Source organism: Burkholderia thailandensis E264 (genome assembly GCF_000012365.1).
Classification (GTDB): domain Bacteria; phylum Pseudomonadota; class Gammaproteobacteria; order Burkholderiales; family Burkholderiaceae; genus Burkholderia; species Burkholderia thailandensis.
Genome location: NC_007650.1, coordinates 1,301,930 through 1,327,757 on the forward strand (window position 1 = coordinate 1,301,930; position 25,828 = coordinate 1,327,757).

At 70.0% G+C, this 25,828-nt stretch carries 18 protein-coding genes and 1 pseudogene; 9 read left to right on the forward strand and 10 right to left on the reverse strand.

Annotated features, from left to right (window positions below; all coding sequences use genetic code 11):
* Positions 1-32 precede the first annotated feature (32 nt).
* Positions 33-1,034, forward strand: a complete 1,002-nt coding sequence (gene pcaQ, locus BTH_RS05735) for a pca operon transcription factor PcaQ (RefSeq protein ID WP_009896621.1) — start codon at positions 33-35, stop codon at positions 1,032-1,034.
* A gap of 215 nt (positions 1,035-1,249) precedes the next feature.
* Here pcaQ and BTH_RS05740 read toward each other — a convergent pair whose 3' ends face one another.
* Positions 1,250-1,921 (reverse strand): hypothetical protein, encoded by a 672-nt coding sequence (locus BTH_RS05740; protein ID WP_009896622.1) that lies wholly within the window; start codon positions 1,919-1,921, stop codon positions 1,250-1,252.
* A 292-nt stretch (positions 1,922-2,213) separates the two neighbouring features.
* Positions 2,214-2,586, reverse strand: a pseudogene (locus BTH_RS35565) (hypothetical protein); the annotation flags it as partial.
* 296 nt (positions 2,587-2,882) lie between these two features.
* Between BTH_RS35565 and BTH_RS05755 the strand changes: the two are divergent.
* On the forward strand, positions 2,883-4,352 hold the full coding sequence (locus BTH_RS05755) for a GGDEF domain-containing protein (protein ID WP_009896627.1): 1,470 nt from the start codon (positions 2,883-2,885) through the stop codon (positions 4,350-4,352).
* A gap of 210 nt (positions 4,353-4,562) precedes the next feature.
* A complete protein-coding gene (locus BTH_RS05765; RefSeq protein ID WP_009907552.1) occupies positions 4,563-5,231 on the forward strand; it encodes an O-methyltransferase in 669 nt (222 codons plus the stop codon).
* Positions 5,232-5,396: 165 nt separating this feature from the next.
* On the opposite strand, the gene BTH_RS05770 is transcribed toward BTH_RS05765, so the two are convergent.
* Positions 5,397-6,515, reverse strand: coding sequence for a 3-deoxy-7-phosphoheptulonate synthase (locus tag BTH_RS05770; protein WP_009896629.1), 1,119 nt, complete (start codon positions 6,513-6,515; stop codon positions 5,397-5,399).
* Between the two features lie 293 nt (positions 6,516-6,808).
* On the opposite strand from BTH_RS05770, the gene BTH_RS05780 reads away from it, so the two are divergent.
* Positions 6,809-7,246 carry a YciI family protein gene (locus BTH_RS05780; RefSeq protein WP_009896633.1) on the forward strand — a complete coding sequence of 146 codons (438 nt, stop codon included), beginning with the start codon at positions 6,809-6,811 and terminating at the stop codon, positions 7,244-7,246.
* 141 nt (positions 7,247-7,387) lie between these two features.
* Here BTH_RS05780 and BTH_RS05785 read toward each other — a convergent pair whose 3' ends face one another.
* The 6 genes from BTH_RS05785 to BTH_RS05810 all read right to left on the reverse strand — a co-directional run bounded on the left by BTH_RS05785 (position 7,388) and on the right by BTH_RS05810 (position 17,825).
* Positions 7,388-8,902 carry a GGDEF domain-containing protein gene (locus tag BTH_RS05785; protein WP_009896635.1) on the reverse strand — a complete coding sequence of 505 codons (1,515 nt, stop codon included), beginning with the start codon at positions 8,900-8,902 and terminating at the stop codon, positions 7,388-7,390.
* A gap of 333 nt (positions 8,903-9,235) precedes the next feature.
* Positions 9,236-9,430, reverse strand: a complete 195-nt coding sequence (locus BTH_RS05790; RefSeq protein WP_009896639.1) for a hypothetical protein — start codon at positions 9,428-9,430, stop codon at positions 9,236-9,238.
* Positions 9,431-9,680: 250 nt separating this feature from the next.
* Positions 9,681-10,976 (reverse strand): APC family permease, encoded by a 1,296-nt coding sequence (locus BTH_RS05795; RefSeq protein ID WP_009896641.1) that lies wholly within the window; start codon positions 10,974-10,976, stop codon positions 9,681-9,683.
* Between the two features lie 344 nt (positions 10,977-11,320).
* Complete coding sequence (locus BTH_RS05800) at positions 11,321-16,021, reverse strand: DEAD/DEAH box helicase (protein WP_009896642.1); 4,701 nt, start codon at positions 16,019-16,021, stop codon at positions 11,321-11,323.
* A gap of 456 nt (positions 16,022-16,477) precedes the next feature.
* Entirely contained in the window at positions 16,478-17,002 is a 525-nt protein-coding gene (locus tag BTH_RS05805) for a hypothetical protein (protein WP_009896647.1), read from the reverse strand.
* 304 nt (positions 17,003-17,306) lie between these two features.
* Positions 17,307-17,825, reverse strand: a complete 519-nt coding sequence (locus tag BTH_RS05810) for a metal-dependent hydrolase (protein WP_009896649.1) — start codon at positions 17,823-17,825, stop codon at positions 17,307-17,309.
* A gap of 481 nt (positions 17,826-18,306) precedes the next feature.
* Between BTH_RS05810 and ggt the strand changes: the two genes are divergently transcribed.
* Positions 18,307-20,028 carry a gamma-glutamyltransferase gene (ggt, locus tag BTH_RS05815; RefSeq protein WP_009896652.1) on the forward strand — a complete coding sequence of 574 codons (1,722 nt, stop codon included), beginning with the start codon at positions 18,307-18,309 and terminating at the stop codon, positions 20,026-20,028.
* Positions 20,029-20,232: 204 nt separating this feature from the next.
* Here ggt and BTH_RS05820 read toward each other — a convergent pair whose 3' ends face one another.
* Complete coding sequence (locus BTH_RS05820; protein ID WP_025370252.1) at positions 20,233-21,798, reverse strand: TolC family protein; 1,566 nt, start codon at positions 21,796-21,798, stop codon at positions 20,233-20,235.
* Positions 21,799-21,943: 145 nt separating this feature from the next.
* On the opposite strand from BTH_RS05820, the gene BTH_RS05825 reads away from it, so the two are divergent.
* The 4 genes from BTH_RS05825 (at position 21,944) to BTH_RS05840 (ending at position 25,820) form a co-directional block, all read left to right on the forward strand.
* Complete coding sequence (locus tag BTH_RS05825) at positions 21,944-22,117, forward strand: hypothetical protein (RefSeq protein WP_009896656.1); 174 nt, start codon at positions 21,944-21,946, stop codon at positions 22,115-22,117.
* A gap of 239 nt (positions 22,118-22,356) precedes the next feature.
* Positions 22,357-22,542, forward strand: coding sequence for a hypothetical protein (locus BTH_RS05830; RefSeq protein WP_025370253.1), 186 nt, complete (start codon positions 22,357-22,359; stop codon positions 22,540-22,542).
* 135 nt (positions 22,543-22,677) lie between these two features.
* The gene (locus BTH_RS05835) at positions 22,678-24,801 is read left to right on the forward strand and encodes a peptidase domain-containing ABC transporter (protein WP_009896660.1); all 2,124 of its coding nucleotides are present in this window, start codon (positions 22,678-22,680) and stop codon (positions 24,799-24,801) included.
* Entirely contained in the window at positions 24,798-25,820 is a 1,023-nt protein-coding gene (locus tag BTH_RS05840; protein ID WP_009896662.1) for a hypothetical protein, read from the forward strand. The genes BTH_RS05835 and BTH_RS05840 overlap by 4 nt, the downstream gene beginning before the upstream one ends.
* Positions 25,821-25,828 lie beyond the last annotated feature (8 nt).

The window sequence follows — 25,828 nt, forward strand, 5'->3', positions numbered from 1 at the left end:
ATGTTTTATCGCTGATCGTATAACTGTAAGTAATGCAAAACCGGATCGCCGACGGCCGGGTCAAGTTCCGGCACCTGCAGTGCTTTCTCGCGGTCGCGCAATTCGGCGGCGTGCAGAAGGCCGCGCAAAGCCTGTCGATCACGCAGCCGGCCGTGTCGAAGACGATCGCCGAACTCGAATCGATCCTCGGCGTGCGGCTGTTCGAGCGCGGCCGGCAGGGCGCGCGGCCGACGCGCGAGGGGCAGCTGTTCATCCCGCACGCGAGCGCGTGCGTGCTCGCGCTGCGGCAGGGCGTGGGCCTCCTCGCGCGCGCGAGCGGCGGCGCGGCGGCGACGCTCGAGATCGGCATGTTGCCGACCGTCGCCGCGTCGCTCGCGCCCGCCGTGCTGAAGGCGCTCGCGACCGACTGGCCGCGCGCGGTCGTGCGGATCACGACCGTCGCGAACGCCGAGCTGCTCGAGCGGCTGAAGGCGGGCGCGATCGAGTGCGCGATCGGGCGGCTGTCCGAGCCGGAGCGGATGGTCGGGCTGTCGTTCGAGCATCTGTACAACGAGCCGCTCGTCGCGGTCGTGCGCGCGGGGCACCCGCTTGCGGCGAGCGCGTCGCCCGCCGCGCAGCTCGCGCGCCATCCGGTCGTGCTGCCGCCCTACGGCACGATGATCCGTCAGGCGGCCGAGCAACTGCTGAGCGCGTGCGGCGCGCCGCCGCTCGAATCGTTCGTCGAGGTGCTGTCGGTGTCGGTCGCGCGCGCGCTCGCGCTCGAGAACGACGCGGTCTGGTTCGTGCCGCGCTACGCGGCCGAATTCGATCTCGCGGCGGGCACGCTCGTGCGGCTCGCGCTGCCCGTCGAGGGCGCGGACGAGCCGGTCGGGCTGATCCTGCGCACCGACGCGCAGCCGTCGCCCGTCGCGCGCTCGCTCATCGACGCGGTGCGGGCGGTCGCGCGGCGGCGGCTTGGCGAGCCCGGCAGGCGGCCGCGCGTCGGGCGGGGGGCGGCGAAGAAGGCGCGTGGCGAGGGCGGGCGCAACGCGTGACGCCGGCGGCCGGTCATGCGATGCAGGGCGCTGCGTTGCGTGCCGGATGCGCTTCGATTGGCTGATTCGGGCGGCTGATTCGGGCGTTTCGCCTGATCGCGGGTGACATTCGCCGCCGCGGCAACGCCGCGCAGCGTGGACGGCGCGCATCGCCGCCACGTTGCCGCACCGCCGCACCGCCGCGACGCGCCGCGCGGCCAACGGCGAGCGTTCGCTCACTCCACGCCAAGCCTTCCGAAATCGAATCGCTCTTTGGACAGCAGAAAGCCGCTCGCTTTCTTGCCCGGCTCCGAGCCCTCGATCTGGCATTGCTTGAGCAGCGAGACATACGTGTTCTGCTTGTAGCCGCTGTCCGGCGCGGGCTCGACGTAGCGCACCCATAGTTCGAGCGCGTCCTTGTTCGGCATCGCGATGAAATGCCCGGCGTCGCGCAACTGGTTGACGTAAGCGCTCGACATCCACCACGCATATGCGGTGCGGCTGCGCATCAGCTCGCCGCGCGTCTCGACGAACAGCACGCACGCGAGCGCCGAATTGGGCGTCGCGCAGATCAGATCCAGGTCGGCCGGTTTGATCGGAAAATAGCCTTCCCAGCTCGGCCGCTCGCCTTTTTCCTTCTGCGGCGCGACGGGCGCGGCCTGGCGGCTCTTGACCTGCACGTAGATCGGCGTTTCGGGCACGCTGCGATCGACGGGCCGCGGCGCGTCGTCGAGCCGCGACAGATGCCGGTACGCGCGCGTGACGACGAGATCGAAGCCCTTGTCGATCGGCAGCTTGAACGCTTCCATGTTGTGGCGGAAGCACTCGGACATGATGTAGTGCTCGCCGGCCGCGCCGATATAGAGATATTCGGTGGGAATGGACGAAGACGATTTCGCGTTGGCCATGTCGTGGATGAAGGGTGGACGAGTCGGATTTGCGGTTGCGACGCTTGCCGTTCGAATGCGCAATGCCGCGGCGTTTCGGGCATTTCGTGCATTTTGGCGATTTGGCCGCCAAACGAGCGACGCATTCGATCGGGCGCGTCGTTCGGCACGCTTGCGCGTCACGCAAAAGTACGACGAACGACCTCGCGGGCGCAAGCGCGCGCCGCATCGCCGGGCCGCGCCGTTGGCTACGCCCGCGGCCGCGCGGGCGTAGCGGAAACGCGGCGCGGGCGGCGGGCGCCGTGGCGCGTTGACGGGGTGGATCGGGCGTTATTGAGCGCTTTCCTGCGACGTGAATCGAATTGCGGTGCGCGAGGTCAACATTGCGCCGAACGTTCGATAAAATGGCCGCTCGTCGCGTTGCGCGACGTCGATTCGAAATGCGTTCCGATCGACTGCTCCGCGTCGCCGATTCGGCGCGCCGATGCACTTCGCGATCGGAATTTTCCGATCCGGCTCGGCCTGTCGGCGCGCGACGCGCGTCGTTTCGATGCGCGTCGTGCCGCGCGCATCGCGGATAATAGCCGGCGATGTTTTTCGTGACGAAGCGCGTCGCGCTCATCTAGGGCCTGTTCACGCTGATAGCGGGCTTGCGCCGGCCGCCAGAAGGGCCGGGCGCGAGGGATGGGGCGCAGCGAATACTCGACGTATTCGACGTAATCGCAAGGAGCATGGCGCGGCGATCGGCCCTTCTGGCGGCCAGCCCCGCGAATCGATTTCAAGAATCAGGGGAACGGGCCTTGCCGGCCGCATTGCGGCGTCGCGCGTCGCTTGTTTGGCTCGGCCAAACGGCGGCTCCGTGCCCCTTGCGCTGCGGCCGGCAACGCACGTTCGCAAGCCCGATATTTGCGTGAACAGGCCCTAGTCAAGCATGAAAACGATACATGCCGGCTTGCGCGGACGGCGAGGACCGTCGCACCGGATGCCGCTCGGCTACATGGTGATTGCCGGCGCGGTGGCGGTCGCGATCGTCATGATGTCGATCTGCGCGGCGATCCTGCGCGACAGCCGCGACGACGCGTTCGAGCACGCGCAACGCGCCGCGCGCAACACGCTGCAAATGATCGAGCGCGACGTCACGCGCAGCTTCGCTCTGTACGGCGGCACGCTCGCGCGCATCGCCGCGCAGCTCGGCGACCGCCGGATCGCCGCGCTGCCCGCCGATCTGCGCCGCGAGATCCTGTTCGATTCCGCGGCGGCCGCGAACGAAGCCGGCGCGATGTACGTGCTGGACGCGCGCGGGCATGTGACGCTCGCGTCGACGCGCGGCCCGCTGCCGACCGCGAGCTTCGCGTCATACGATTTTTTCGCCGCGCAGCGCGACTCGCCGGCGCTCGGCACATACCTGAGCGGGCCGTACCGGATGCCGTCGCGCGGCGGCGAGCCGTGCGTCGCGCTGTCGCGGCGCGTCGAGCGCGCGGACGGCGCGTTTGCGGGCGTCGTCGTGCTCGCGGTGCGCGTCGCGTATTTGCGGCAGTTGCTGGCGGCGGCGAGCGCGGGCCCGCACGGGGTGCTCGCGCTGGTGCACGCGGACGGACGCATCGTGGCGCGGATGCCGTTCGACGAGACGCTCGTCGGCCTCGACCTGAGCGGGACGAGCCTCTACTCGCGCATGCAGTTCGGCCGCTCGGGCGAGTTCTTCGACGTCGAGCCGATCGATCACATGAAGCGCTTCTACCTGTATCGGCGGCTCGACGGCGTTCCGCTCGTCGTGCAGGTCGCGATCGCCGATGACGACATCTATGCGACGTGGCGCGTGCGCGCGTGGCGCTTCGGCGTGGTGACGGGCGTGTTCGCGCTGATCTTCGTCGTGATGAGCGCGTATCTCGCGCATTCGCTGTGGCGCAAGTCGACGGCCGAGGCGGCGCTCGCGCGGCTCGCCGGCACCGACAGCCTCACGGGCCTGCACAACCGGCGCGCGCTCGACGAGACGCTCGAGCGCGAATGGCGGCGCGCGGTGGGCGGCGAGCGGCCGCTCGCGATCCTGTTCGTCGACATCGACCACTTCAAGCGCTACAACGACACGTACGGCCATCAGGTCGGCGACGAGGTGCTCGCGACCGTGTCGCGCTGCATCGCGCAGCAGGCGGCGCGGCTCGGCGACGTCGTCGCCCGCTACGGCGGCGAGGAGTTCGTCGTCGTGCTGCCGGACACGCCGCGCGGCGGCGCGCTCGTCGTCGCCGAGCGCGTGCGCCTCGGCGTGCGGATGCTCGGCATCGAGCACGAGGGCTCGGAGGTCGGGTTCGTGACGGTCAGCGTCGGCGTCGCGGTGTGGCAGCCGGACGGCGCGCGCGCGCCGCACATCGCGGCGATCGTCGAGGCGGCGGATCAGGCGCTCTATCAGGCGAAGGCGGCCGGGCGCAATCGCGTCGTCGACGTCGGGCCCGCTTGACGGGCGATTCGATCGGCGCGGGCCGCGATGACGAAACGATGCGGTTCGCCGGGCGTCGATGCTCGCCGTTCGCCGTTCGTCGCTCGTCGCTCGTTCCCGACCGCGATTTCCGCCTGACGGCGGGTCAGGCAAATCCAGCGTGTGACGGCGCGATGCTCGCCCGCCGCCCGCCATAGAATGACCTTCCCCCCGACAGACGAAAGGTGCGCGATGAACGAACGACAATGGAGCGCGGTCGACGATTTCTTCTGCAGCCAACTGGCGCCTTCCGATCCGGCGCTCGACGCGGCGCTGGCGTCGAGCCGGGCGGCCGGCCTGCCCGCGATCAACGTCACCGCGAATCAGGGCAAATTCCTGAACCTGCTCGCGACGATCCGCAGCGCGCGCCGGATTCTGGAACTCGGCACGCTGGGCGGCTACAGCACGATCTGGCTCGCGCGGGCGCTGGCGCCGGGCGGCACGCTCGTCACGCTCGAGGCGAACCCGGACTACGCGGCGCTCGCGCGCGAGAACATCGGACGCGCGGGATTGGGCGGCGTCGTGTCGGTTGTCGTCGGCCGCGCGAAGGGCAGCCTAGAGCGGCTGATCGCCGAGCGCGCCGAGCCGTTCGATCTGATCTTCGTCGACGCGGACAAGGACAACTATCCGGCATATCTGCCGCTGACGGTCGAGCTGTCGCGGCCGGGCACGGTGATCGTCTCCGACAACGTCGTGCGGCAGGGGCGCGTCGCGGATCGGCAGAACCATGATCCGGACGCGGTTGGCGTGCGCGAGTATTTCCGTCTGATCGCCGCGCATCCGCGCCTGTCGACGACCGCGCTGCAGACCGTCGGCTCGAAGGGCTGGGACGGGTTCGCGCTGACGGTCGTGACGGCGTAGGCGGCGGGGCGCGGCGGCCAATCGCCGCCTGCGCCGTTCGGCGAGTCGTCAAAACGATGACGAGGCAAGCCGGCGAACCGGCGAACCCGCGAACCGGCGGCGCGGCGCCTTCCTGCACCGCAGCAAGCCGGGCCGCGCGGTTCACACCGCCGGCCGCGCGCGGCGTCAGGCGGTGCGCCGCCGCCGCACCGCCTGCGCGAGCGTGTCGAGCACGGGCTCGGTCTGCGCCCAGCTCAGGCATGCGTCGGTGATCGACACGCCGTATTGCAGCGGCGCGCCGGGCTTCAGATCCTGCCGGCCGGCCTCCAGGTTGCTCTCGACCATCACGCCGGTAATGCGCCGCTCGCCGTCCGACAACTGCCGCGCGAGGTCCTCGGCGACGTCGATCTGCCGCAGGTGCGACTTGTTCGAATTCGCATGCGAGCAGTCGACCATCACCTGTTCGCGCAGGTCCGCCGCGCGCAGCGCCGCGCACGCTTCGTCGATGCTCGCGCGATCGTAGTTCGGGCCCTTCTTGCCGCCGCGCAGGATCACGTGCGCGGTGTCGTTGCCGCGCGTCTCGAAGATCGCCGCCATTCCCATCTTCGTCATGCCCATGAACGCGTGGCTCGCGCGCGCCGCGACGATCGCGTCGGCCGCGACCTGCACGCCGCCGTCGGTGCCGTTCTTGAAGCCGATCGGGCAGCTCAGCCCCGACGCGAGCTGCCGGTGACTCTGGCTCTCCGTCGTGCGCGCGCCGATCGCGCCCCACGCGATCAGGTCCGCGATGTACTGCGGGCTCAGCAGATCGAGGAATTCGGTGCCGGCGGGCAGGCCGAGCGCGTTGATGTCGATGAGCAGCCGGCGCGCGGCGCGCAGCCCTTCGTTGATGCGGAAGCTGCCGTCGAGGCGCGGATCGTTGATGTAGCCCTTCCAGCCGACCGTCGTGCGCGGCTTCTCGAAATACACGCGCATCACGATCAGCAGGTCGTCGCGCAGCGCGTCGGCGGCGGCCTTCAGCCGGCGCGCGTAGTCGAGCGCCTGGTCGTGATCGTGGATCGAGCACGGGCCGACGATCGCGAGCAGGCGATCGTCGCGGCCGTGCAGCACGCCGCCGATCGCGTCGCGGCTCGCTTCGACGAGCGTCTGGACGGCGCCCGGCACGGGCAGTTCGTCCTGCAGCAGCGCCGGCGAGATGAGCGGGCGCACCGCGCCGATGCGCACGTCGTCGATGCGCGTCGTGTCCTGCGTCGCGTCGGCGCAGCCGGCTTCCCGGTCGCGCTGCGGGTTGTCGATGTTTTGCATGGTGGGGTTCCGGTTCTACGAAGTCAGCCACGATTATGGCACTCGCGCCGGGCCGGGCGCGACGCTCGGCGGCGCTTCGCGCTGCGCCGCCGCAAACCATCGCGACGCGTGCGTCGCGCGGCGCACGCATCGGCGGCGCACGCAGGCGCGCATCGGCGCGCACGTCGGATTTTTCGGCGCGAGGATGTCGAATCCGGCGAGGCCCGATCGTCGACACGTCGTGGCCGCCCGATGAAACCGGACCCGATCCGGCGCCTGGGCGGCTCGACTCGTTCACTCAAGGAGAAAGCAAGATGCGCGTGATGGTCATGGTGAAGGCGACGAACGAATCGGAAGCGGGCAAGTTGCCGACGAAGGCGCAGTTCGAGGCGATGGGCAAGTTCAACGAGGAACTCGTGAAGGCGGGCGTGATACTCGCGGCCGACGGTCTGCATCCGAGCGCGAAGGGCAAGCGGGTGCGCTTCTCGGGCAGCGCGCGGACCGTGATCGACGGGCCGTTCGCGCAAACGAAGGAACTCGTCGCGGGGTTCTGGCTGTGGAAGGTCGCTTCGATGGACGAAGCCGTCGAATGGGTGAGGCGGTGCCCGAATCCGATGGACGGCGATTCGGAGATCGAGATCCGACCGCTGTACGAGATGGAGGATTTCGGCGAGGAATTCACGCCCGAGCTGCGCGAGCGCGAGGCCCGGTTGCGCGACGGGATCGACGAGCCGCGCGAGGGGGCGCGCTGACGCCGGGCGGGCGTCGGCGGCTGCCGGCGGCGGGCGCGAAACGAGCGCGCGGCACGCGGAAGAGCGCCGCAGCCGGCGGCGCATGCCGTGTCGCCGCCGCGCGCGGGCGCGCCTGCGACGGGCGCGGCGCGCAGCGCATCGTCATGCGGGCGACGCGAGCGCGCCGGCCGCCACGGTGCGGTCCCGTCCGTCCGCCTTGGCCCGGTACAACGCATCGTCGGCCGCGCGGACGAATGCATCGAGCGACGCATGAGCGCCTCGCCGGGCGGTTGCGCATCCGACGCTCACGGTGAAGCGCGGGATCGGCGGCGTCGCGCCGGCCCGCGTCGCGTCGCGAATGCCCGCGCGAATCGATGCGGCGATCCTCGCCGCGGCGGCCTCGTCGGCATCGGGCAGGATCGCGACGAATTCCTCGCCGCCGTACCGCGCCGCCAGATCGCCCGAGCGGCCCGCGTGCCGCGCGATGCACGCGGCGAGCCGCTTGAGCGCGAGATCGCCCTGCGTGTGGCCGTGCGCGTCGTTGTAGCGCTTGAAGTGGTCCGCGTCGATGAAGAGGATCGACAGGCAACTGTCATTGCGTTGCAGACGCGCCCATTCGCTTTGCAGCGCGTCGTCGAGCGCGCGGCGGTTCCCGAGGCCCGTGAGCGGATCGGTCCGCGACAGTTCGAGCAAGCGGTCTCGCGCGGCGGTGCGATCGCGCAGCGCGAACGCGAGCAGCCACACCACGCCGGAAAACGCGACGCTCACGCACGCGGCCGAGATGCCCACGCCGAGCGCGAGCGAATGCCACGACGCGAGCACATCCTGCTGGGCGGGCGCGACGACCGCGATCAGCGGCGTGCCCGGGATGCGCTCGAACGTGTAGAGGCGCAGCACGCCGTCGATCGACGAGCGCGCCGCGTAGAAGCCGGCGTCGTGGTTCACCATTCGCGGGAAGGTTGGCGATTTCACGACGATGCTCGGCCCCGCGTGCGGCAGGCCGGGATTGCGCGCGACGAGCGTGCCGTCGACATGGACGATCGCGCTGACGCCGTTCGGCCCGACGTTCAGCTTCGACAGCAGATGCCGGAAATACGCGACGTCGATCGCGACCACGGCCACGCCGTCGAACGAGCCGTCGGCCTTGCTGATGCGCCGGCTCAGCGCGATCGACTCGACGCCGTCGCGCGCTCTGGACCGGTAGGGCTTCGATACGAACAGCCCCGCGTCGCGCGTGTTCCGGTGCACGAGAAAATAGTCGCGGTCGCTGAAGACGCCCGCGCGCGACGCGTTGCAACAGCCGTCGACGATACGCCCGTGAACGCTCATCACGCCCATGCCGGTCACGTATTTCGCGGCGGCGGTTCGATCGAACAGCAGTTCGTGGCGCGTTGCGCGCTCGAGCCGCCGGATCTCGGGCTGATCGAGGCCGGCGATCAGCGTGAGCAGCGAGTGGTCGGATGAATCGATCGTTCTCGCGATGTTGCTGACGATAATCGTCGCGATGTTTCTCGACATCTCGTGTGCATGCTCGATGGCCTGGTTGCGCGCCGCGCGGAGCGTGACGAGGCTGATCGTCAACACGCCGAGCGCCATCAGCATGCCGAGCGTGCCGGCGATCCACGGATGGCGGCCGGTCAGGGCGGCGAGGCGGCTGGTCGGGATGCGGGCGATCACGATGCGGGGCTTGTAGCGGGTTGGGGGGGCGGCGCCGGGGCGCGGATCGACACCGGCGAGCGGCGCCGTGCGCCGGCGGTTGGGGGGCGCGGTGACCGGCGGCCCCCGCGTTATCGGCCGAGGCGCGCGAATCTTTAGGCCGGCGGAGAAGCCGGCGCGGCGGTTCGGCGCGGATGCCGGCGCATGGCGCGCGCGGACGGTCATGCGCGGGCGATCGCGACGGGGCGGCGGCGAGCGCGCCGCTGCAACGGCTGCGCGCGCGGTCCGGATTCTTCGCGATGACGGCGCGGCGGGCGCGGCGATGAGCCGCCGCGCCCGCCGTTCATCGAGCGGTCAGCGGCGCGGCTCGCGCAACGACGCTTCAGCCGCATGCAGCGTGCGCCGCCGGACCCAGCCGCTCACGAGCCGGATCGCGAGCCAGTCACGCGTGAACGAGAGCTTCGCTGACCGGCGCGGACAATACGCGGATGTCTTGGCCTCCAGCACGAGGCCGCGCTGCGGTGCGTCGACAACGGCGAAGCGCAGCACGCGCTTCGCGTCGTGCGGGGCGCGGTGGCGTTCGAACGACGCGCGGCGTCGCCGATCGCCGCAAGCCCGAAATCCGGCCGCCGGAACCGGCCGACGCGCCCGAGCGACAACTCGCGCTCGTCGCGCTCGTCGCGCCGCAGCCGCGTGAACGCGTCGAAGCCGAAAGGGCGGTCGGCGCGCGGGCCGCGCGGCGGCGTTGCGTTCGTCGCTGGCGCGATTCCGGCGCGATTCCGGCGCGGGGCGGCGGCTTTCAGCGCTTCGCCGCCGTTCGCTTGTCCGTCACGCGGAGATACCCGATTGCCGCCGCCGTCAGCAGCAGCGGCCACAGCAGATACCAGCCCGTCGTCGCGAGCAGCAGGAGCGACGACAGGAACGCGACGACCGACGCGCGACGCGCGAACCCGCCGCGCGGCAGCAGCTTCGTGGCCGCCGCCGAGCCGAGCACGTAGACCATCACGAAATTGCCGGATGTCGCGAGCACGAGCGGCTTCGGCCCCGTGCCCGTCGCGACGGTCGCCGCGAGCGCGCAGCCGGCGAGCGCCGCGAGGACCGCGAGGCTGCGCCGCGGCACGCCGCCCGTCTGGCTGCCTTGCGCGAACCAGCGGGGCAGCGCGCCGTCGCGGCCGAGCGCGGCGCCGAGCTTCGCCGCGCCCGCGAAGTACGCGTTCATCGTGCCGAGCGTGAGCAGCAGCGCGGCCGCCGTCGCGATCAATTGCGCGTTGCCGCCGATTCCGCGCGCGATCAGCGCCGCGAGCGGCGCGCCGGACGTGCCCGCCGCGGGCCCGAGCACGAGCACGCTCGCGGCCGCGACCGACAGGTACAGCAGCCCGACCACCGCGACCGCGATGCCGGTCGAGCGCGGCAAGTCGTGCGCGGGCCGCCGGAACTCGGCCGCGAGATGCGTGATCGCTTCCCAGCCCGCGAAGCTCCAGACGAGCAGCGCGGCGGCCTGACCGACCGCGAGCCAGCCGTGCGGCGCGAACGGATGCAGGTTCGCCGCGCGCGCGTGCGGCGCGGACGCGAGCACGGCGGCGACGAGCAGCGCGACGAGCAACGCGGACAGCACGAGCTGCATGCGTCCCGACACGGTGACGCCGAACGCGTTCGCGGCCGCGACGATCGCGATCAGCGCCGCCGCCGACGCGATCATCGTTGCGTGTCCACCGCCCGTGACGGCGGCGACGTACGCGCCGCCGAACATCGCGGCGGCGGGCGCGCCGGCCGGCACCGCGAAATAGAAGCACCAGCCGACGACGGCCGCCGCTTTCGCGCCGAACGCGTTGCGCACGTAGGTCGATACGCCGCCCGCGTCCGCGTAGCGGGCGCCGAGCGCGGCGAAGGTCGCGGCGAGCGGGATCGACAGCACGACGAGCGCCGCCCACGCGAGCAGCGACGCGGGGCCCGCGACTTCGGCCGCGAGCGCGGGCAGCGCGATCACGCCGGTGCCGAGCACCGCGCCGATGTAGAGCGCGGTGCCCTGAAGGATCGTGAGCGAGCCTGCGTGGTGCGGCGCGGCCGTGGCGCCGCGCTCGACGGGGGCGTTCATCTGTCGGGGTCTCCTGGTGTGGGCGTGTTCGAGTGTGCCGGCGCGTGCGTGCGGCATCGGGCGGAAGATCCGCCGGGCGGCGCGCAACGCGAGCGGCGATGATAGTGGATGGCGGCGATTTCGGCGCGCGGGCGTTCAGTAGTTTGTCGTCGCCGGCGGGGATTGTTTCGTGTGGTGATGGGGAAGCGGCGGGCTTGCGCCGTGCGATCGGCCGGGGTTGGACTGGCGAGGCGGGCGTCTTCGCGAGCCGCCCGCGCGCCGGCCGGCTCGGTGCGACGCGGGGGCAGGCCGCGGCGCGGGCGGGCCGGGACGCGCGCCGAACCGCCGCTGCGGCCCGGCCCGCGTTACCGGTGCCGGGCGAGCTTCATGCGTGCGTCGTCCTGCTCGGCCGCACCGAGTTCGCGCGCATAGACGAACTGCCCGCCGACGAGCGAGGCGATCGGCACGCCGTCGCGGAACAGGACCCGGTTGCCCGCGAGCGCGGGCACGCGCTGGCCGGGCAGCAGCGTGCCTGTCAGGTTGAGCGGATCGGCGCCGCTCACGCACAGCATCAGCCCCTCGGCCGGCCGGCGGCGGAGTTCGCGCAGGATCGGGATCGCGTCGGGCAGCGCGAACTGCTCGCCCGCGAGGCCCGCGACGAACCGGCCGCCGCGGATCTCGCCGCGCGCCTCGAGCCGCCGGTAGACGGGCAGCAGCTCGCGCCAGCTCGGCATCCATTCGGCCTCGCCTGCGAGGATGCGCCAGAACACGACGCCGTAGCGGCGCAGCAGCGTGCGCGCGACATGCTCGAGCGCGGCGGGCGCGATCGCATGGCGGCCCGTCGGCGGCGGCGCGGCCCGCATCGCGCGCGCGATGCGGGCGTCGGCATCGGCGACGGACGCGTCAAGGCGGCGCGCGGCGCCGCCGCCGATACGGTGCGCGCCGCCGTCGGACGCATCTTCGTCGCCTGCTTCGAAATCGAGCGGCGCGAGCGGCGGCCGCTGCACGAGCGCCCAGCGCCCCGCGTCGTCCATCCCGCCGATCAGCGCGCCGCCGCGCCGCGCGCGCGACGGCCGGTGCGCGCTGCGCTGGGCGGCCGGCCGGATCAGCGCGCGCAGGCCCGCGAAGCTGTCCGCGTTGACGAGGCCCGCCGCGACGAGCTCGCCGAGCGCGCGCTCGAGCTCGACGGGCAACAGGTGCGCGTGCGCGGCCAGCTCGTCGAAGAACATCGCGCCGTATGCGGCGAGCGTCGCGCGCACGCGTTCGGCGCGCGCCGACAGCGCCGGCTGCGCGGCCGGATCGCGCAACGCCTGCCAGGCCGCGAGCTCGCGGCGCGGCAGCAGCACGACGGGCGTCGTCTTCACGGGCGCGCTCGCGGCCTTCGACGGCGCGCCGAGCCGCGCCCACGTCAGCTTGCCGGCGCGGCACGGCTCGTCGAGGCCGCCCGCCACGTAGTCGGCGAGCCGCGCCGGCAAAATCTCGTCCTCCCATGCGCTCGCGGCCGCCTCGAAGCCTTCGAGCTGATGGACGACCGATGCGAGCGCGTCGCCTCCCAGGCCGCGCGTATCGGGCGCGACGCGCTGCCAGTGGAGCAGGAAGCGCATGAAGTCCGCGAGCCCGACGGGCTCGATCTCGCGCCGCAGGCGCTTGACCGTATAGCGATGGATGCGCGCGAGCAGGTGCCGCTCGCACCATTCGTCGTCGCGCGCGCCCGGCGTGAAGCGGCCGCGCATCACGTAGCCCTCGCGCTCGAGCGCGGCGAGCGCGATCGCGACCGACGCGTCGGGCAGCGCGAGCGGCGCGGCAAGCGCATCGGCCGCGAGCGGGCCGAAGCCGGTGAGGCGCGCGCGGATCACGTCGACGAGCGCGGCGTCGGGCTCCCATCGCGCGTCGAAGCCGGGCGGCGGGGCAAGCGGCGGATCGAGCGCGGCGTCCTCGCCGTACAGCGCGCGCATGCACGCGACGCGCTCGGCCGGAATCCACAGCCCGCGGCCGCCGGCGAGCGCGAGCCGCGCCGCGCGCCGGCCCGCCGCGAGCCGCGCGATGCACGCGCGCCAGCCGTCGTGCGAATCGATTTCGTCGTCGGCGATGCACGCGAGCCCGACGAGCGCGTCGTGCATCTCGTCGGCATCGCGCACGAGCGGCCACGCCTCGTCGCGCACCGAGTCGATCGCGCCCGCGTCGAGCGCGCCGAGATCGTCGGCCGATTCCGGATCGGTCCAGCGCCGCGCGAGCACCGCCTGCGTGCGGCGCTCTTCGAGCGGCGCGTCGTCCAGGAAGGCGTACGGCTTCGCGTTCAGGATCTCGGCCGCGAGCGGAGAAGGCGCGCTCAGATCGCGCGCGACGAGCGCGACGCCGCCCGCCTCGATCCGCCGCAGCAGCGCGAGCCAGCCTTCGGTGTCCATCGCGTCGTGCAGGCAGTCGTCGAGCGTCTGGTCGACGAGCGGATGTTTCGGCACCTCGCGTTCGCCGACGATGTTCTCCGCGCACGCGACCTGATCGGGGAACACGGTCGCGAGCAGATCCTCGCTCTTCATCCGCTGCAGTTGCGGCGCGACCTTGCGGCCGCCCGCGAAGCGCGGCAGCGCGAGCGACGTCGTCGCGTTCCAGCGCCAGCGCGCGGTGAAGAGCGGCGCGTCGAGGAGCGCCTGGATCAGCACGTGTTCGGCGCTCGACGCACGCAGGTAGCGCCACACCTCGTCGAGCGCGAAGCTGTGCGCGAGCGACAGCGACAGGATCAGCGCGTCGTCCGTCGCGGCCGCCTGCAGCTCGAAGTTGAAGCTGCGGCAGAAGCGCTTGCGCAGCGCGAGGCCCCACGCGCGGTTGATCCGGCTGCCGTAGGGCGAATGGATCACGAGCTGCATGCCGCCCGATTCGTCGAAGAAGCGCTCCATCACGAGCGTGTCCTGCGTCGGCAGCGCGCCGAGCGCCGCGCGGGCGCGCGCGAGGTAATCGGCGATCTGCCGCGCGGCCTCGGCGTCGAGGCCGAGCTCGCCCGTGAGCCACGCGAGCGCGGGCGCGAGGCGGCTTGGCTCGGGCGCGAGCTCGGACGCGGGGGCGAGTTCGGACACGGCGGCGATCTGCGTCGCGGCGGGGGCAGACGTGGCGGCGGACGTGCGGGCCGCGAGCGGCGCCGCGGGCGAAGCGCGGCGCGCCAAGGCGGGCGTGCCGTGCGTCGCGGCGGCGGGCGCACGCGCGCCTTGGCCGGCCGTGGCCGCTTCGCGCTCGGGCGCGGCGGCGGGCGAGCCGGCCGCGTCGCCGCGCGCGAGCAACGCGTCGAGCCGCGCGCGCAGCCGCGCGACGCCCGCCGACAGCTCGTCGCTGCGCGCGGGCGCCTCGCCGAGCCAGAACGGGATGTTCGGCGCCTGCCCGTGCGCATCCTCGACGCGCACGCGTCCCGTCTCGATCCGGATGATCCGGTACGACTGGTTGCCGAGCTGGAACACGTCGCCCGCGAGGCTCTCGACCGCGAAATCCTCGTTCACGGTGCCGATGTTCACGCCCTGCGGCTCAAGCAGCACCGCGTAGTCGGCGTTGTCGGGAATCGTGCCGCCCGACGTGACGGCCGCGAGCCGCGCGCCGCGCCGCCCGCGCACCGTGTGCGCGACGACGTCGCGATGCAGGTACGCGGCGCGCGCGCCGCGCCGGCTCGTGAAGCCTTCGGCGAGCATCTTCAGCACGTCGTCGAACCGCTCGCGCGCAAGCGTCGCGTACGGCGCGGCCTGCGTCACGCAGCGATAGAGCGCGTCCTCGTCCCACTCTCGGCACGCGATTTCGGCGACGAGCTGCTGCGCGAGCACGTCGAGCGGCGCGTGCGGGATGCGCAGCACGTCGAGCTCGCCGCGCCGCACGCAATCGAGGAGCGCCGCGCATTCGACGAGCTCGTCGCGCGACAGCGGAAAGAGCCGCCCCTTCGGCACGCCGCCCACATGGTGCCCGGAGCGTCCGACGCGCTGCAGGAACGGCGCGATGCCGCGCGGCGAGCCGAGCTGGCACACGAGATCGACGTCGCCGATGTCGATGCCGAGTTCGAGCGACGCGGTGGCGACGAGCAGCTTCAGCTTGCCGTGCTTCAGGCGCTGCTCGGCGTCGAAGCGGTGCTCCTTCGCGAGGCTGCCGTGGTGCGCGGCGATCGCGTCCGGGCCGAGCCTGTCCGCGAGATGGCGCGCGGCGCGCTCGGCCATCCGGCGCGTGTTGACGAACACGAGCGTCGTCCGGTGCGCGGCGGCCAGTTCCGCGACGCGGTCGTAAAGGCGCTCCCACACGTCGTTCGCCATCACCGGCCCGAGCGGCACGGGCGGCAATTCGAGCGCGAGATCGCGCGTGCGCGTGTGGCCTGTGTCGACGATCGCGCAATCGAGCGGCGCGTCGTCGCGGCCGCCGACGAGAAAGCGCGCGACCGCCTCGACAGGCTTTTGCGTCGCGGACAGCCCGATGCGCGGCAGCTTGCGGCCGACGAGCGCGTCGAGCCGCTCGAGCGACAGCGTGAGATGACTGCCGCGCTTGGCGGCCGCGAGCGCGTGGATTTCGTCGACGATCACGGTGCGCGTGCTCGCGAGCATCCGCCGGCCCGATTCAAACGACAGCAGCACGTACAGCGATTCCGGGGTCGTGACGAGAATGTGCGGCGCGTGCTTGCGGTGCGCGACGCGCTCGGCCTGCGTGGTGTCGCCCGTGCGCACGGCGGTGCGGATCTGCGGCACGGGCAGCCCGCGCCGCGCGATTTCGGCGGCGATGCCGGCGAGCGGCGCCTCGAGGTTCACGTGGATGTCGTTCGACAGCGCCTTGAGCGGCGACACGTAGACGACGAGCGTCTCGTCGGGCAGCGCGCCGTCGTGCGCGAGCGCGTCGCGCACGAGATCGTCGAGCGCGGACAGGAACGCGGTGAGCGTCTTGCCGGAGCCCGTCGGCGCGGCGACGAGCGTCGAGCGGCCGGCCTTGATGTGCGGCCACGCGAGCGCTTGCGCGCCGGTGGGCGCGGCGAACGTGTCGGAGAACCAGGCGGCGACGACGGGGTGGAACGCGTCGAGCGCGCCGGCGGCGGGGCGGGTGGGGGTGACGTCCATCGCAATCGTAAGTGTGGGCGGGCGCGGCCGTTGCAAGGCTCGGCCGGGCCCGGCGAGATAGTGTGCCAGACGCGCGGGCGGCCTGCAGGCGCAACGCAAACGGCTGCGCGATGCGGCGCGGCGGGCGGATCGACGGGAGCCGGCGGTGCAACACGGGGCCGGAACGCGAACGCGGCTCACGGCAACGCGGCCGCGTTGCGCGGCGGATCGGGGCGATCAAGACGATCGGGGCGGCGCGCGTCATGCCGCGCGGGCGCGGCATGCGCGGGAGAAATGGCTGCGGCGGCCGGAGCGCTCGCCGGCGACTTGCCCGCATTGGCGCTGGCGTTGAGCTGGCACATCGAGCCGGCGATGTCCGGGGGGACCTCTTCAGCGGAAACGTCAGCGGCACAGGCGCGCGCGCGTCACGTCACGTCACGTCACGTCACGGCGTTCGCGCGTCTGCGCCGACAATCGTCAGAACAGCCAGCTCTTCAGCATGCCGGCCGGGTCCGTGAAGATGCTCATCGGATGGACGACGAAGAGCTGGAGCGACTCGATCGAATGCGGAATGATCGCGAGCTTGTAGACGATGTGCGCCGCGACCAGCGCCACCGCGAGTTGCGCCGCGCGCGCCCAGAATCGCCGGCCGGTCAGGGCGATGTGCCGCTCGGCCGCGCGCCACACGCCGACGATCCACCAGACGTTGAGGAGCGACAGCGCGGCATCGGCGAGGACCACCGCCGGGACCGCCGCGAGCGCGCTCGCGATCGCGTCGTTGTCGCCCGGCCCTTGTCCGTGATCGAGCAACTCGAACACGCGGGTCATCAGCACCTCGCTGCAGACCGTCCGCAGCACGGAGACCGGCACCGGATTCAGCCAGAAGGAGACGGCGAGCGAGTAGCCGCCGCGCCAGTGCCGGACGATCCAGCGAAGCGGGCCGAAGCTCGGCAGCGGGCGCGCGGCGGACGAAGGCGCAGGCGTCGTGATGTCGTCGGTCATGTTCTCGTGCGTTGTGTCGCAAACGATCCGGCCCGATCGTCGAAGGGGGCGGCGAGGCCGCGTTCGTCATTCTACCGGCGGCCGCGGCGCGGGCCGCGAGGCTGCCGCGTGCCCTGGCGGTGGGCCTTCGGCGCGGCGACCATCGGTCGGATGGCCGAAGGTCGAGCGGGCGCCGACGCCGCGCGCATCGAGCGGACAATCGCCGGACGCGCGACTGTCGGTCGAGCCGTGATCGATCGGGCGATGACGATTGGGCGTGCGTCGGCCGGGCAATCGCCAATCGTTCGTTCATCGGCCGATGGCGTCACACCGTGCGCAGCCAGCCGAGCCAGTGCGCGAGCGGCGCGGCGTGCCCCCACGCGGCCTGCGCGAGCCACAGCGCGCCCGCCCACGCGGCCGCGACGACGATCAGGTCGCAGTGCCCGCTGTTCCACCAGTTCAGCGAATGGCGTTTCCACAGCCACGGCACGCCGAGCGGGTTCGGCCAATCGGCGATCAGATGCACGAACCCGCCGCATGCGAAGCCGAAGAGCGGCGCGGCCCACGGGTGGCGATGGCCGAGCGACCGGTACGCGAAGGCGAGCATCGCGACCCACGCGAGGCCCCAATGCGTGACGGTGCGATGCGTGACCCAGAGCCGCCGCGAGCGGCGCCACCACGCGAGCTCGAGCCAGTCGGGCGCGGTGCCGCCCGCGACGCCCGCCGCGAACGCGGCGAGGCTGTAGACGTGCCACGGTCCCGAGGCGCCCGCCTGCGCGACGAGCGCCGCGGCAACGAGCCCCGCGGCCCAGCCGCTCGCATGATGTGCTGCGTGTGAAGCCATGCCGGTATTGCGTCGGCGTACCGACGAAAGCGAAAAGGGGCGCTATCTTCGCAGATTTGGCGCGCGGCGCGCAGCGGCGGCGGTGGAAAATTTTCGGCGCGGGGCAATGGGTTCGAGCGAGTCGTTGCAGGCGATGCGCCACTCACGCGGCGCGGCCAGGCGCGGTCCCTCGCGCCGATGCCGGCGCCGTGCCGGTTGCGGGCTCTGCGCGGTTGCCCGCGCGTTGCCGTCGCCGGGCGTTTCGATGCAACTAACTACACGGATTGAAGCGTCGGCGCGCGGCCGACGGCCGCCTCCGCGCGCCGCATGATCGATCGTCCGGCGCGCGTCGCCGCCATCCGGTTGCAACGCGTCGCTTGCGGGCAGCCCGCCCGCGCGCCTACGAAACGCCATTTTTGTATACGTGCGCGGCCATGCTATAAGCCTATTCATCGGACCTTTGTGCCCCAATTAGCAAGGAGATCGGAATGGGAGACATGCAATGAACGCAACGAATCGCTTCAAGTCGACGGCGCTCGCCGCACTCGTGAGCGCGACGCTCGCCGGCTTCCTGCCGAGCGCGCCCGCTTACGCGAAGGGCCCGCAGCAGCGCGTCGTGCTGGACGGCTCGGCCGTCGCGGTCGCCGACAAGTACAGCGCCGACGCGGCCGAGCAGATCTTCAAGCAGGGCGGCAACGCGGTCGACGCCGCGGTCGCGATCGCATTCACGCTCGCCGTCACCTATCCGGAAGCGGGCAATATCGGCGGCGGCGGCTTCATGACCGTCTACATCGGCGGCAAGCCGTACTTCCTCGACTATCGCGAGCGCGCGCCGCTCGCCGCGACGAAGGACATGTACCTCGACAAGGACGGCAACGTCGTCAAGGGCATGAGCCTGTACGGCGATCGCGCGGTCGGCGTGCCGGGCACGGTGGCCGGGATGTGGGAGGCGCAGAAGCGCTTCGGCAAGCTGAAGTGGAAGCAGGTGCTCGCGCCCGCGATCCGCTATGCGCGCGACGGCTTCAACGTCGACGAGCAGCTCGCGCAGCGCGGCGCGGAAGCGTCGAAGGAGTTCGGCGGCAAGACGAACTTCGACCAGTACTTCAGCGGCCTGAAGGCGGGCGCGAACTTCAAGCAGCCGGAACTCGCGGCGGTGCTCGCGCGCATCGCGAACGACGGCGCGAAGGACTTCTACGACGGCAAGACGGCCGACCTGATCGCCGCGTCGATGAAGAAGGGCGGCGGCCTGATCACGAAGCAGGATCTCGTCCAGTACAAGGCGGTGTGGCGCCAGCCGGTGCAGGCGAGCTGGAACGGCTATCGGGTGATCACCGCGCCGCCGCCGAGCTCGGGCGGCATCGGCCTCGTCCAGTTGCTGAAGATGAAGGCGGACCGCAAGGCGGATTTCGACGGCGTCGCGCTGAACTCGCCGCAATACGTGCACCTGATCGCCGAGATCGAGAAGCGCGTGTTCGCCGATCGCGCGCAGTACCTCGGCGATCCGGATTTCTACAAGGTGCCGGTCGCGCAGTTGACCGACGACGCATACATCGCGAAGCGCGCGGCCGAGGTGAATCCCGAGAAGCCGTCCGATACGAAGAGCGTGCAGCCGGGCCTCGGCACGTCGATGCCGGAGAAGGCCGAAACCACGCACTTCTCGGTCGTCGACAAGTGGGGCAACGCGGTGTCGAACACGTACACGATCAACGGCTACTTCGGCTCGGGCGTGGTTGCCGAAGGCACGGGCATCGTGCTCAACGACGAGATGGACGACTTCTCCGCGAAGCCGGGCGTCGCCAACATGTTCGGCGTCGTCGGCAGCGACGCGAACGCGATCGAGCCGAAGAAGCGGCCGCTGTCGTCGATGTCGCCGACGATCCTGACGAAGGACGGCAAGGTCTCGCTCGTGATCGGCACGCCGGGCGGCTCGCGGATCTTCACGTCGATCCTCCAGGTGATCACGAACCTGTACGACTTCAAGATGCCGCTGAAGGACGCGGTCGGCGCGATGCGCTTCCACCATCAACTGCTGCCGCCGAACACGATCTTCTGGGAGCCGTACCACCCGATCGACGGGGATCTGGCGAAGGGCATCGAGGCGAAGGGCTACACGCTCAAGGGCCAGGATTTCAGCGGCGACATCCAGGCGATCCGGATCGACGGCAAGACGCCCGAGCCGGTGTCCGATCCGCGCGGCCGCGGCGTGTCGCGCGTGATCCAGTGAGCGCCTCGCGCCGCGTGCCGAAACGGCGCGCGGCGCGATGACGAACGCGCGGGCGAAAGCGCGGCGCGCCAATCGAGGCGCGGTGCGCTTCGCTTTCGCTTGAGTTCGAGCGCTCGCTTTTGCTTTTGCGCCACGCTCGCATCGCATCGCTGCCCGTTGCCGAGCCGCCCGCATCGGCCGCGTCCGCGCGGCCCGGTCATTCGCTCATTCGCTCCTGCGATCCGCCGGGGCCGCATTGCTCGCGAGGAAGCTGTCGACCGCGACGAGCGACTGCTCGTCGAGCGTGCCGAGAATGCCCTTGAGCTTCAGTTGCAGCTTCAGCGCGTCGAGGTAGCTCTCGAACAGCTTCTGGCGGATGTTCGAGATGTCGGTGCGCAGGTTCAGCGTCTCGTACGTCGTGCTGTAGCCCACCTGATGCGCCTTCATCGACGAGTCGTACGCGAGCCGCGCCGCCTGCAGCGACTGCTGCAGCGCGCGGATGCGCGTGCCGATCGACTGCAGCGCCGCGAGCATCTCGCGATGGTCGGTGCTCAGTTGCTGCTCGACCTCGCGCAGCCGGTTCTGATACTGCGTCGCGACGTGGTCGGCCTCGATCTTCCGGTAATGCACGCTGCCGCCCGAGAAGATCGGGATCGTCACCTGCACGCCGACCGCGCTCTGGTGGAAGTCGTTCTTGTCGGTCAGGCCGCGCAGGTTCGGATTGAGGCCGCGCGAATACGTCGCGAACAGGTCGACGGTCGGCAGGTGCTCCGCGTTGATCCGTTTCGACGCGAGCCGCGCGACGCGCAGGTCGCGATATGCCTGCTGATACGACGGGTTGTCCTGCGGCTGGTAGTCGCCCGCCGGAATGCGCGGCGACGTGCCGTGCATCGCGAGCCGCGGCCAGCGCGTGAAGTCGATCGCGGAGCCGAGCAGCGTTTCGTAGCGGGCGCGCCGCGCCTCGACGTCGGTGCGCGCGAGCGCCTCGTCCGATTGAGCGAGGCTTCTGCGCGCCTCGATCTCGGCCGTGTCGCCGATCGTCTTCATGCCGAGTTGCGCCATGCGGCGCGTGTCGCTTTCGAGGCGCGTGAGCGCGTCCACCTCGTCGTCGGCGAGCTGGAGTTTCTCGCGCGCGGACAGCAGGTCGAAGCATGCGTTCGCGACGCGCATGATCAGCTCCTGCTTCGCGACTTCGAGCTGCTGCCGCGCGGATTCCTCGAATTCCTTCGCGCGGCTCATGTCATACAGGTACGGCATGTTGAATAGCGCCTGCGAGAGTTGCGCGGCGCCGTACGCGGCGGTGCTGTTGCCGCTCACGTCGATGCCGAACAGGTTCGCGTGCGTGCCGTAGCGGCCCCATTCGAACTGCGCGCTCACCTGCGGCAGCATCTGCGCGCGCGCCTGCGGAAATTTCTGCCGCGCGGCGTCGTATTCGGCCCGCGCCTGGAGGAATTTCGGATCATTCGAGATTGCGTGCTGATAAGCCTCGTCGAGACAGAATGCGCGCGCCGATTCGGAACCGGTGCCGAGTGCGGCAAGCGCCGCGCAAACGGTAACGTAAACCACATTGATGCGGAGTCGAAAGGATTTTGTCGTTAAGTGAAAACCCGCATGCCGAAATTTAGACGAGGCACCCAAATTCGCTGTTTCAAACATCTCCGTCTCCATCTCCTGCCTTGTGTCAAGTGGTCCGGGGCACAAATTAAACGTTTTAAATATCGAGTTGAAACGCATGCATCTTTTTGGTGAATTCCGTGTCGTCAAAAATCCATATAAGACGCGACCGGCCATCTTGTTTCTGTCTTGGGCGCATGATAGCCTGATTCCGGCTTGTAATCGCAGCGATAAAAAATAAACGTCGTTCGGTTATTTACGGCCATTGGCATTATTAGAGAGAAGTCTTGACGTCGTCTTTATTCTTTACGAGGAGATAGTTATGAAGGTCATGACGATGGAGCAGGCGAAGGTGGTCAACGGTGGCGGCCCGATCAGCTCGCTGGGCACGCTGGCGGCAGCGTCCGGTCCGCTGTTCACGGCGCTCGGCCAGTTCATGCCGACGCTCGGCGGCTATCTGCAAGACCCGAAGAACTTCAATAGCAACGGCAAGTAAGTCCTAGCCGTCGCATTTGCGCGGGGAGGCGCCCCCCGCGTAAAATCATCTGAAGTTTGATCTGTAAAACGGTAATCCGTGGCCAATCTAGATATAAAACACTTATTCATTCGTCTTAGTTGGCAATCGGAGGAAGTGATCAGGAGACAGTGATGTCGAGGCATCTCCGAACGGGGCGTTCGCTCAGGCGGATGCGGATTCGGGTCGATGACATCGCTACAAGCGTAAAGGCCACCCCGATGCAAGCCATATCAGAACAGCAGGCCCGTGCGATCCGCGGCGGAGGCTCCGCGTACGCCAACTCGGCCGCCTACACGGTTTCCCTTGCGAATCAGTCGATCGGCCCCGTCGTCAACGGGCTCTTGACCGAGTACCAGGCCCAGGCCGTCAACCAATTCAAGATGGCGCTCGGCTCCGGCAGCTGACGCCGGTTTCGCGCATCGTTTCCCATCGCGTTCCGCACCGGCGGGGCGCGCGTTCATGCCGCGCCCGCGCGAAGGCCCCGAGCCGGATCGCGCCGCGCGCGGGCCGGCATTGTCGTGTCAAGCGATTCGCAAGCTATGTGGTTCAATACAAATAAAGTCAGGCCCATTCTTCAGGACGAGGTGACCGAGTGCGGTCTCGCGTGCCTTGCGATGATCGCCACTTGGCACGGCCGCGACACGACGTTGCGCACGCTGCGCAACCGGTATCCGGTCAAGATCGATTCCGGCCTGTCGTTCTTCGATCTGATGGAGATCTCGAACGACCTCGGGATGCGCGCGCGCGGGCTCCAGTTCGAAGCGAACGAGATCGACGCGCTGAAGCTGCCCTGCATCCTGCACTGGGGGATGAACCACTATGTCGTGCTGACGAAGGTCGGCTACGGCAGCGTGCACATCGTCGATCCGGCGCTCGGCGAGACCAAGCTGCCGCTCGCGCAGGCGCTCACCCAGATCACGGGCTACGCGCTCGAGCTCAATCCGGACATCGGCTTCAAGCATGTCGGCACGTCGGACAAGATTCGCCTGAGCGACTATCTGGTGGGCCTCACGGGCATCCGCAAGAGCATCCTGCTCGGCGTCGCGGGCGGCATCGCCGCACAGTTGCTGCTGCTGCTCGGGCCGTCGTACGTGCAGTTGACGATCGATGAGGCGCTGAAGAAGACCGACGTCGACATTCTGTACCTGCTGACGATCCTGTTCGGCATCGTGTTCCTGTTCGACACGCTGTACGCGAACCTCGTCGGCAACATCAAGAGCTACCTGCGCAACATCGTGTCGCAGCAGCTGTCCGCGAACATGGTCGGGCATCTCGCGCGGCTGCCGATCGGCTATTACCTGTTCCACAACACGGGCGACTCGATCTCGCGCGTGTCGTCGGTGTCGGAAATCGGCCGGTTTCTCGTCGACGGGCTGATCGGCGGGCTGCTCAACGTGTTCACGTGCGTGATCACCCTCGTGCTGATGCTGTACTACAGCCCGGTGCTCGCCGGCATCAGCCTCGCGGGGATGGTGCTGTTCGCGCTGTCGCGGCTCGCGATCCAGCCGCAACTGCAGGATGCGATGTCGCAGATCCTCACGCGCGGCGCCGAGGCCGACGCGCTGCTCATCGAGAACATCCGCTCCGCGCATTCGATCAAGCTGCTGTCGTCGGAGACCTCGCGCAGCAGCCTGTGGGTGAACGCGTTCACGCAGAAGCTGCAGGCGGTGCGCCAGCAGGAGCGGCTGCAACTGCTGTTCGATGCGATCTCGAAGGGCATCGTCCACGTCGAGCAGCTCGTGATCGTCACGTACGGCGCGTGGCTCGTGATGCACGGGCAGAGCACGATCGGCATCATCTACGCGTTCATCCAATACAAGAACCTGTTCGCCGACAAGTTCGTCGATTCGATTCAGCTCTACGTGCGGCGCAAGGTGCTGCAGGTCCACATGGACCGCGTCGCCGACGTGCTGCAGACCGAGACCGAGGAGCCCGCGCCCGACGCGCCGGTGCGCTCGATCGAGCATTTCGACGGCTCGCTGTCGATCCGTGCGCTGACGTACACGCCGAAGGGCGGCCGTCGTGCGATTCTCGAAGACGTGAATCTCGACGTGCCCGCCGGCGCGAAGATCGCGATCGTCGGCCGCACCGGCAGCGGCAAGACGACGCTCCTGAACCTGATCTGCGGGCTGTACCAGCCGGCGCCCGGCTCGCTGTTCGTGGGCGGCGTCGATTTGTCCGAGGTGAACCTGAGACTCTACCGGAAGCACGTCGCGGCGGTCACGCAATCGGATCAGCTGTTCCGCGGCACGATCCGCGACAACATCACGAACTTCGCGCCCGCGCCGCGCTTGGGCGCGATGCACGAGGCCGCGCGCCTCGCGTGCATCGACCGCGACATCGACGTGCTCGACAACCGCTACGACACGCCGCTCGGCGACACGCAGAAGTTCCTGTCGGCGGGCCAGATGCAGCGCCTGCTGATCGCGCGCGCGCTGTATTGCGAGCCGCGGCTTTTGATTCTCGATGAGTTCTCGTCGAACCTCGATCAGGCGACCACGCATGAGATCTGCCGCAACGTGCTGATGCTGCCGTGCACGATCGTGCTCGTCACGCACGACGCGTCGATCCTGTCGATGGTCGATCGCATCTACGAGATGCGCGACGGCCGCCTGGCCGACATCACGCCCGCGCGGCAACCGGAACTGGAGGTGCAGAAATGACGCTGATGCGGCTCTTCCTGTTCAACGCGTTCTCGTATTGCTTCTTCCTGCGGCGGGTCGTCAAGCGGATCGCGCTCGGCCGCTCGCCCGAGCGCGGGCTCGGCATGATGCGCTGGTGCGCGGGCGTGTGCCTGCGCCTGTTCCCGTCGATTCGCGGCTCGATCGAGATGTCGGTGCGGCACATGCTGAGCGCGCATCTGAACGACGATCCGGTGCGCATTCGCGGCGTCGCCGACGGCATCGTCCGCGAGCTGTTCGAGGCCGAGGTCGCGGGGCTGATGCTGCGCTCGCACAGCATCGCGTCGATGAAGGCGCTGATCGACCGGATGGAATGCGAAGGCGAGAGCGTGCTGCGCGCGGCGCTCGCGCGAGGCGGCCCGCTGATGCTCGCGGGGCTGCACTTCGGCAATCTGATGCTGTTCGTCACGAAGCTGCGGCTGATGATTCCCGACGACCGCAAGATGATGATCGTGATGCACAAGGACGCGCCGGGCGCGTTCTTCGACGACGCGCTGCGCCTTGTCGACGAATACGGCGCGGGCAAGATCGAGCTGATCGACATCGAGCAGCGCGTGCATCTGCGCCGGCTCGTCACGGGCTTGCGCAAGGAAGCGCCCGTGTTCCTGCTGTTCTCCGATTTGCACGGCCGCTTCGGCAAGACCAACGCATGCCGGCTCGGCGGGCGCTGGGTGCGGCTCGCGGGCGGCGGCGTGAAGCTCGCGGTCGAGCACGACATTCCGGCGCTCGTGTCGTACGCGACGGGCGTGCCGTTTCGCGACGCATGCAAGGTGCATTTCGTCGAGCTCGACGCGCGGCCCGCGTCGCGCATGCTCGGCGTCGCCGACGACGCGTCGCGCGTCGCGGCCACCCACCAGCGGATCGCCGACAAGCTCGAGGAAGCGCTCGTGAAGCAGCCCGAGCAGTGGCACTTCTGGGAGCACTTCACGCCGTACCTGATGCCATCCCCGTTGCTCGAGCAGAACGCGCGCGCCGCCGCGCAATCGCTGCGCAGCGCCTGACGAGTTTC

Coding starts and splice junctions, on each gene's coding strand:
- pcaQ (WP_009896621.1), top strand. CDS start 33: ATGCAAAACCGGATCGCCGACGGCCGGGTCAAGTTCCGGCACCTGCAG.
- BTH_RS05740 (WP_009896622.1), bottom strand. CDS start 1,921: ATGGCCAACGCGAAATCGTCTTCGTCCATTCCCACCGAATATCTCTAT.
- BTH_RS05755 (WP_009896627.1), top strand. CDS start 2,883: ATGCCGCTCGGCTACATGGTGATTGCCGGCGCGGTGGCGGTCGCGATC.
- BTH_RS05765 (WP_009907552.1), top strand. CDS start 4,563: ATGAACGAACGACAATGGAGCGCGGTCGACGATTTCTTCTGCAGCCAA.
- BTH_RS05770 (WP_009896629.1), bottom strand. CDS start 6,515: ATGCAAAACATCGACAACCCGCAGCGCGACCGGGAAGCCGGCTGCGCC.
- BTH_RS05780 (WP_009896633.1), top strand. CDS start 6,809: ATGCGCGTGATGGTCATGGTGAAGGCGACGAACGAATCGGAAGCGGGC.
- BTH_RS05795 (WP_009896641.1), bottom strand. CDS start 10,976: ATGAACGCCCCCGTCGAGCGCGGCGCCACGGCCGCGCCGCACCACGCA.
- BTH_RS05800 (WP_009896642.1), bottom strand. CDS start 16,021: ATGGACGTCACCCCCACCCGCCCCGCCGCCGGCGCGCTCGACGCGTTC.
- BTH_RS05805 (WP_009896647.1), bottom strand. CDS start 17,002: ATGACCGACGACATCACGACGCCTGCGCCTTCGTCCGCCGCGCGCCCG.
- BTH_RS05810 (WP_009896649.1), bottom strand. CDS start 17,825: ATGGCTTCACACGCAGCACATCATGCGAGCGGCTGGGCCGCGGGGCTC.
- ggt (WP_009896652.1), top strand. CDS start 18,307: ATGAACGCAACGAATCGCTTCAAGTCGACGGCGCTCGCCGCACTCGTG.
- BTH_RS05820 (WP_025370252.1), bottom strand. CDS start 21,798: ATGGCCGGTCGCGTCTTATATGGATTTTTGACGACACGGAATTCACCA.
- BTH_RS05825 (WP_009896656.1), top strand. CDS start 21,944: ATGAAGGTCATGACGATGGAGCAGGCGAAGGTGGTCAACGGTGGCGGC.
- BTH_RS05830 (WP_025370253.1), top strand. CDS start 22,357: ATGCAAGCCATATCAGAACAGCAGGCCCGTGCGATCCGCGGCGGAGGC.
- BTH_RS05835 (WP_009896660.1), top strand. CDS start 22,678: ATGTGGTTCAATACAAATAAAGTCAGGCCCATTCTTCAGGACGAGGTG.
- BTH_RS05840 (WP_009896662.1), top strand. CDS start 24,798: ATGACGCTGATGCGGCTCTTCCTGTTCAACGCGTTCTCGTATTGCTTC.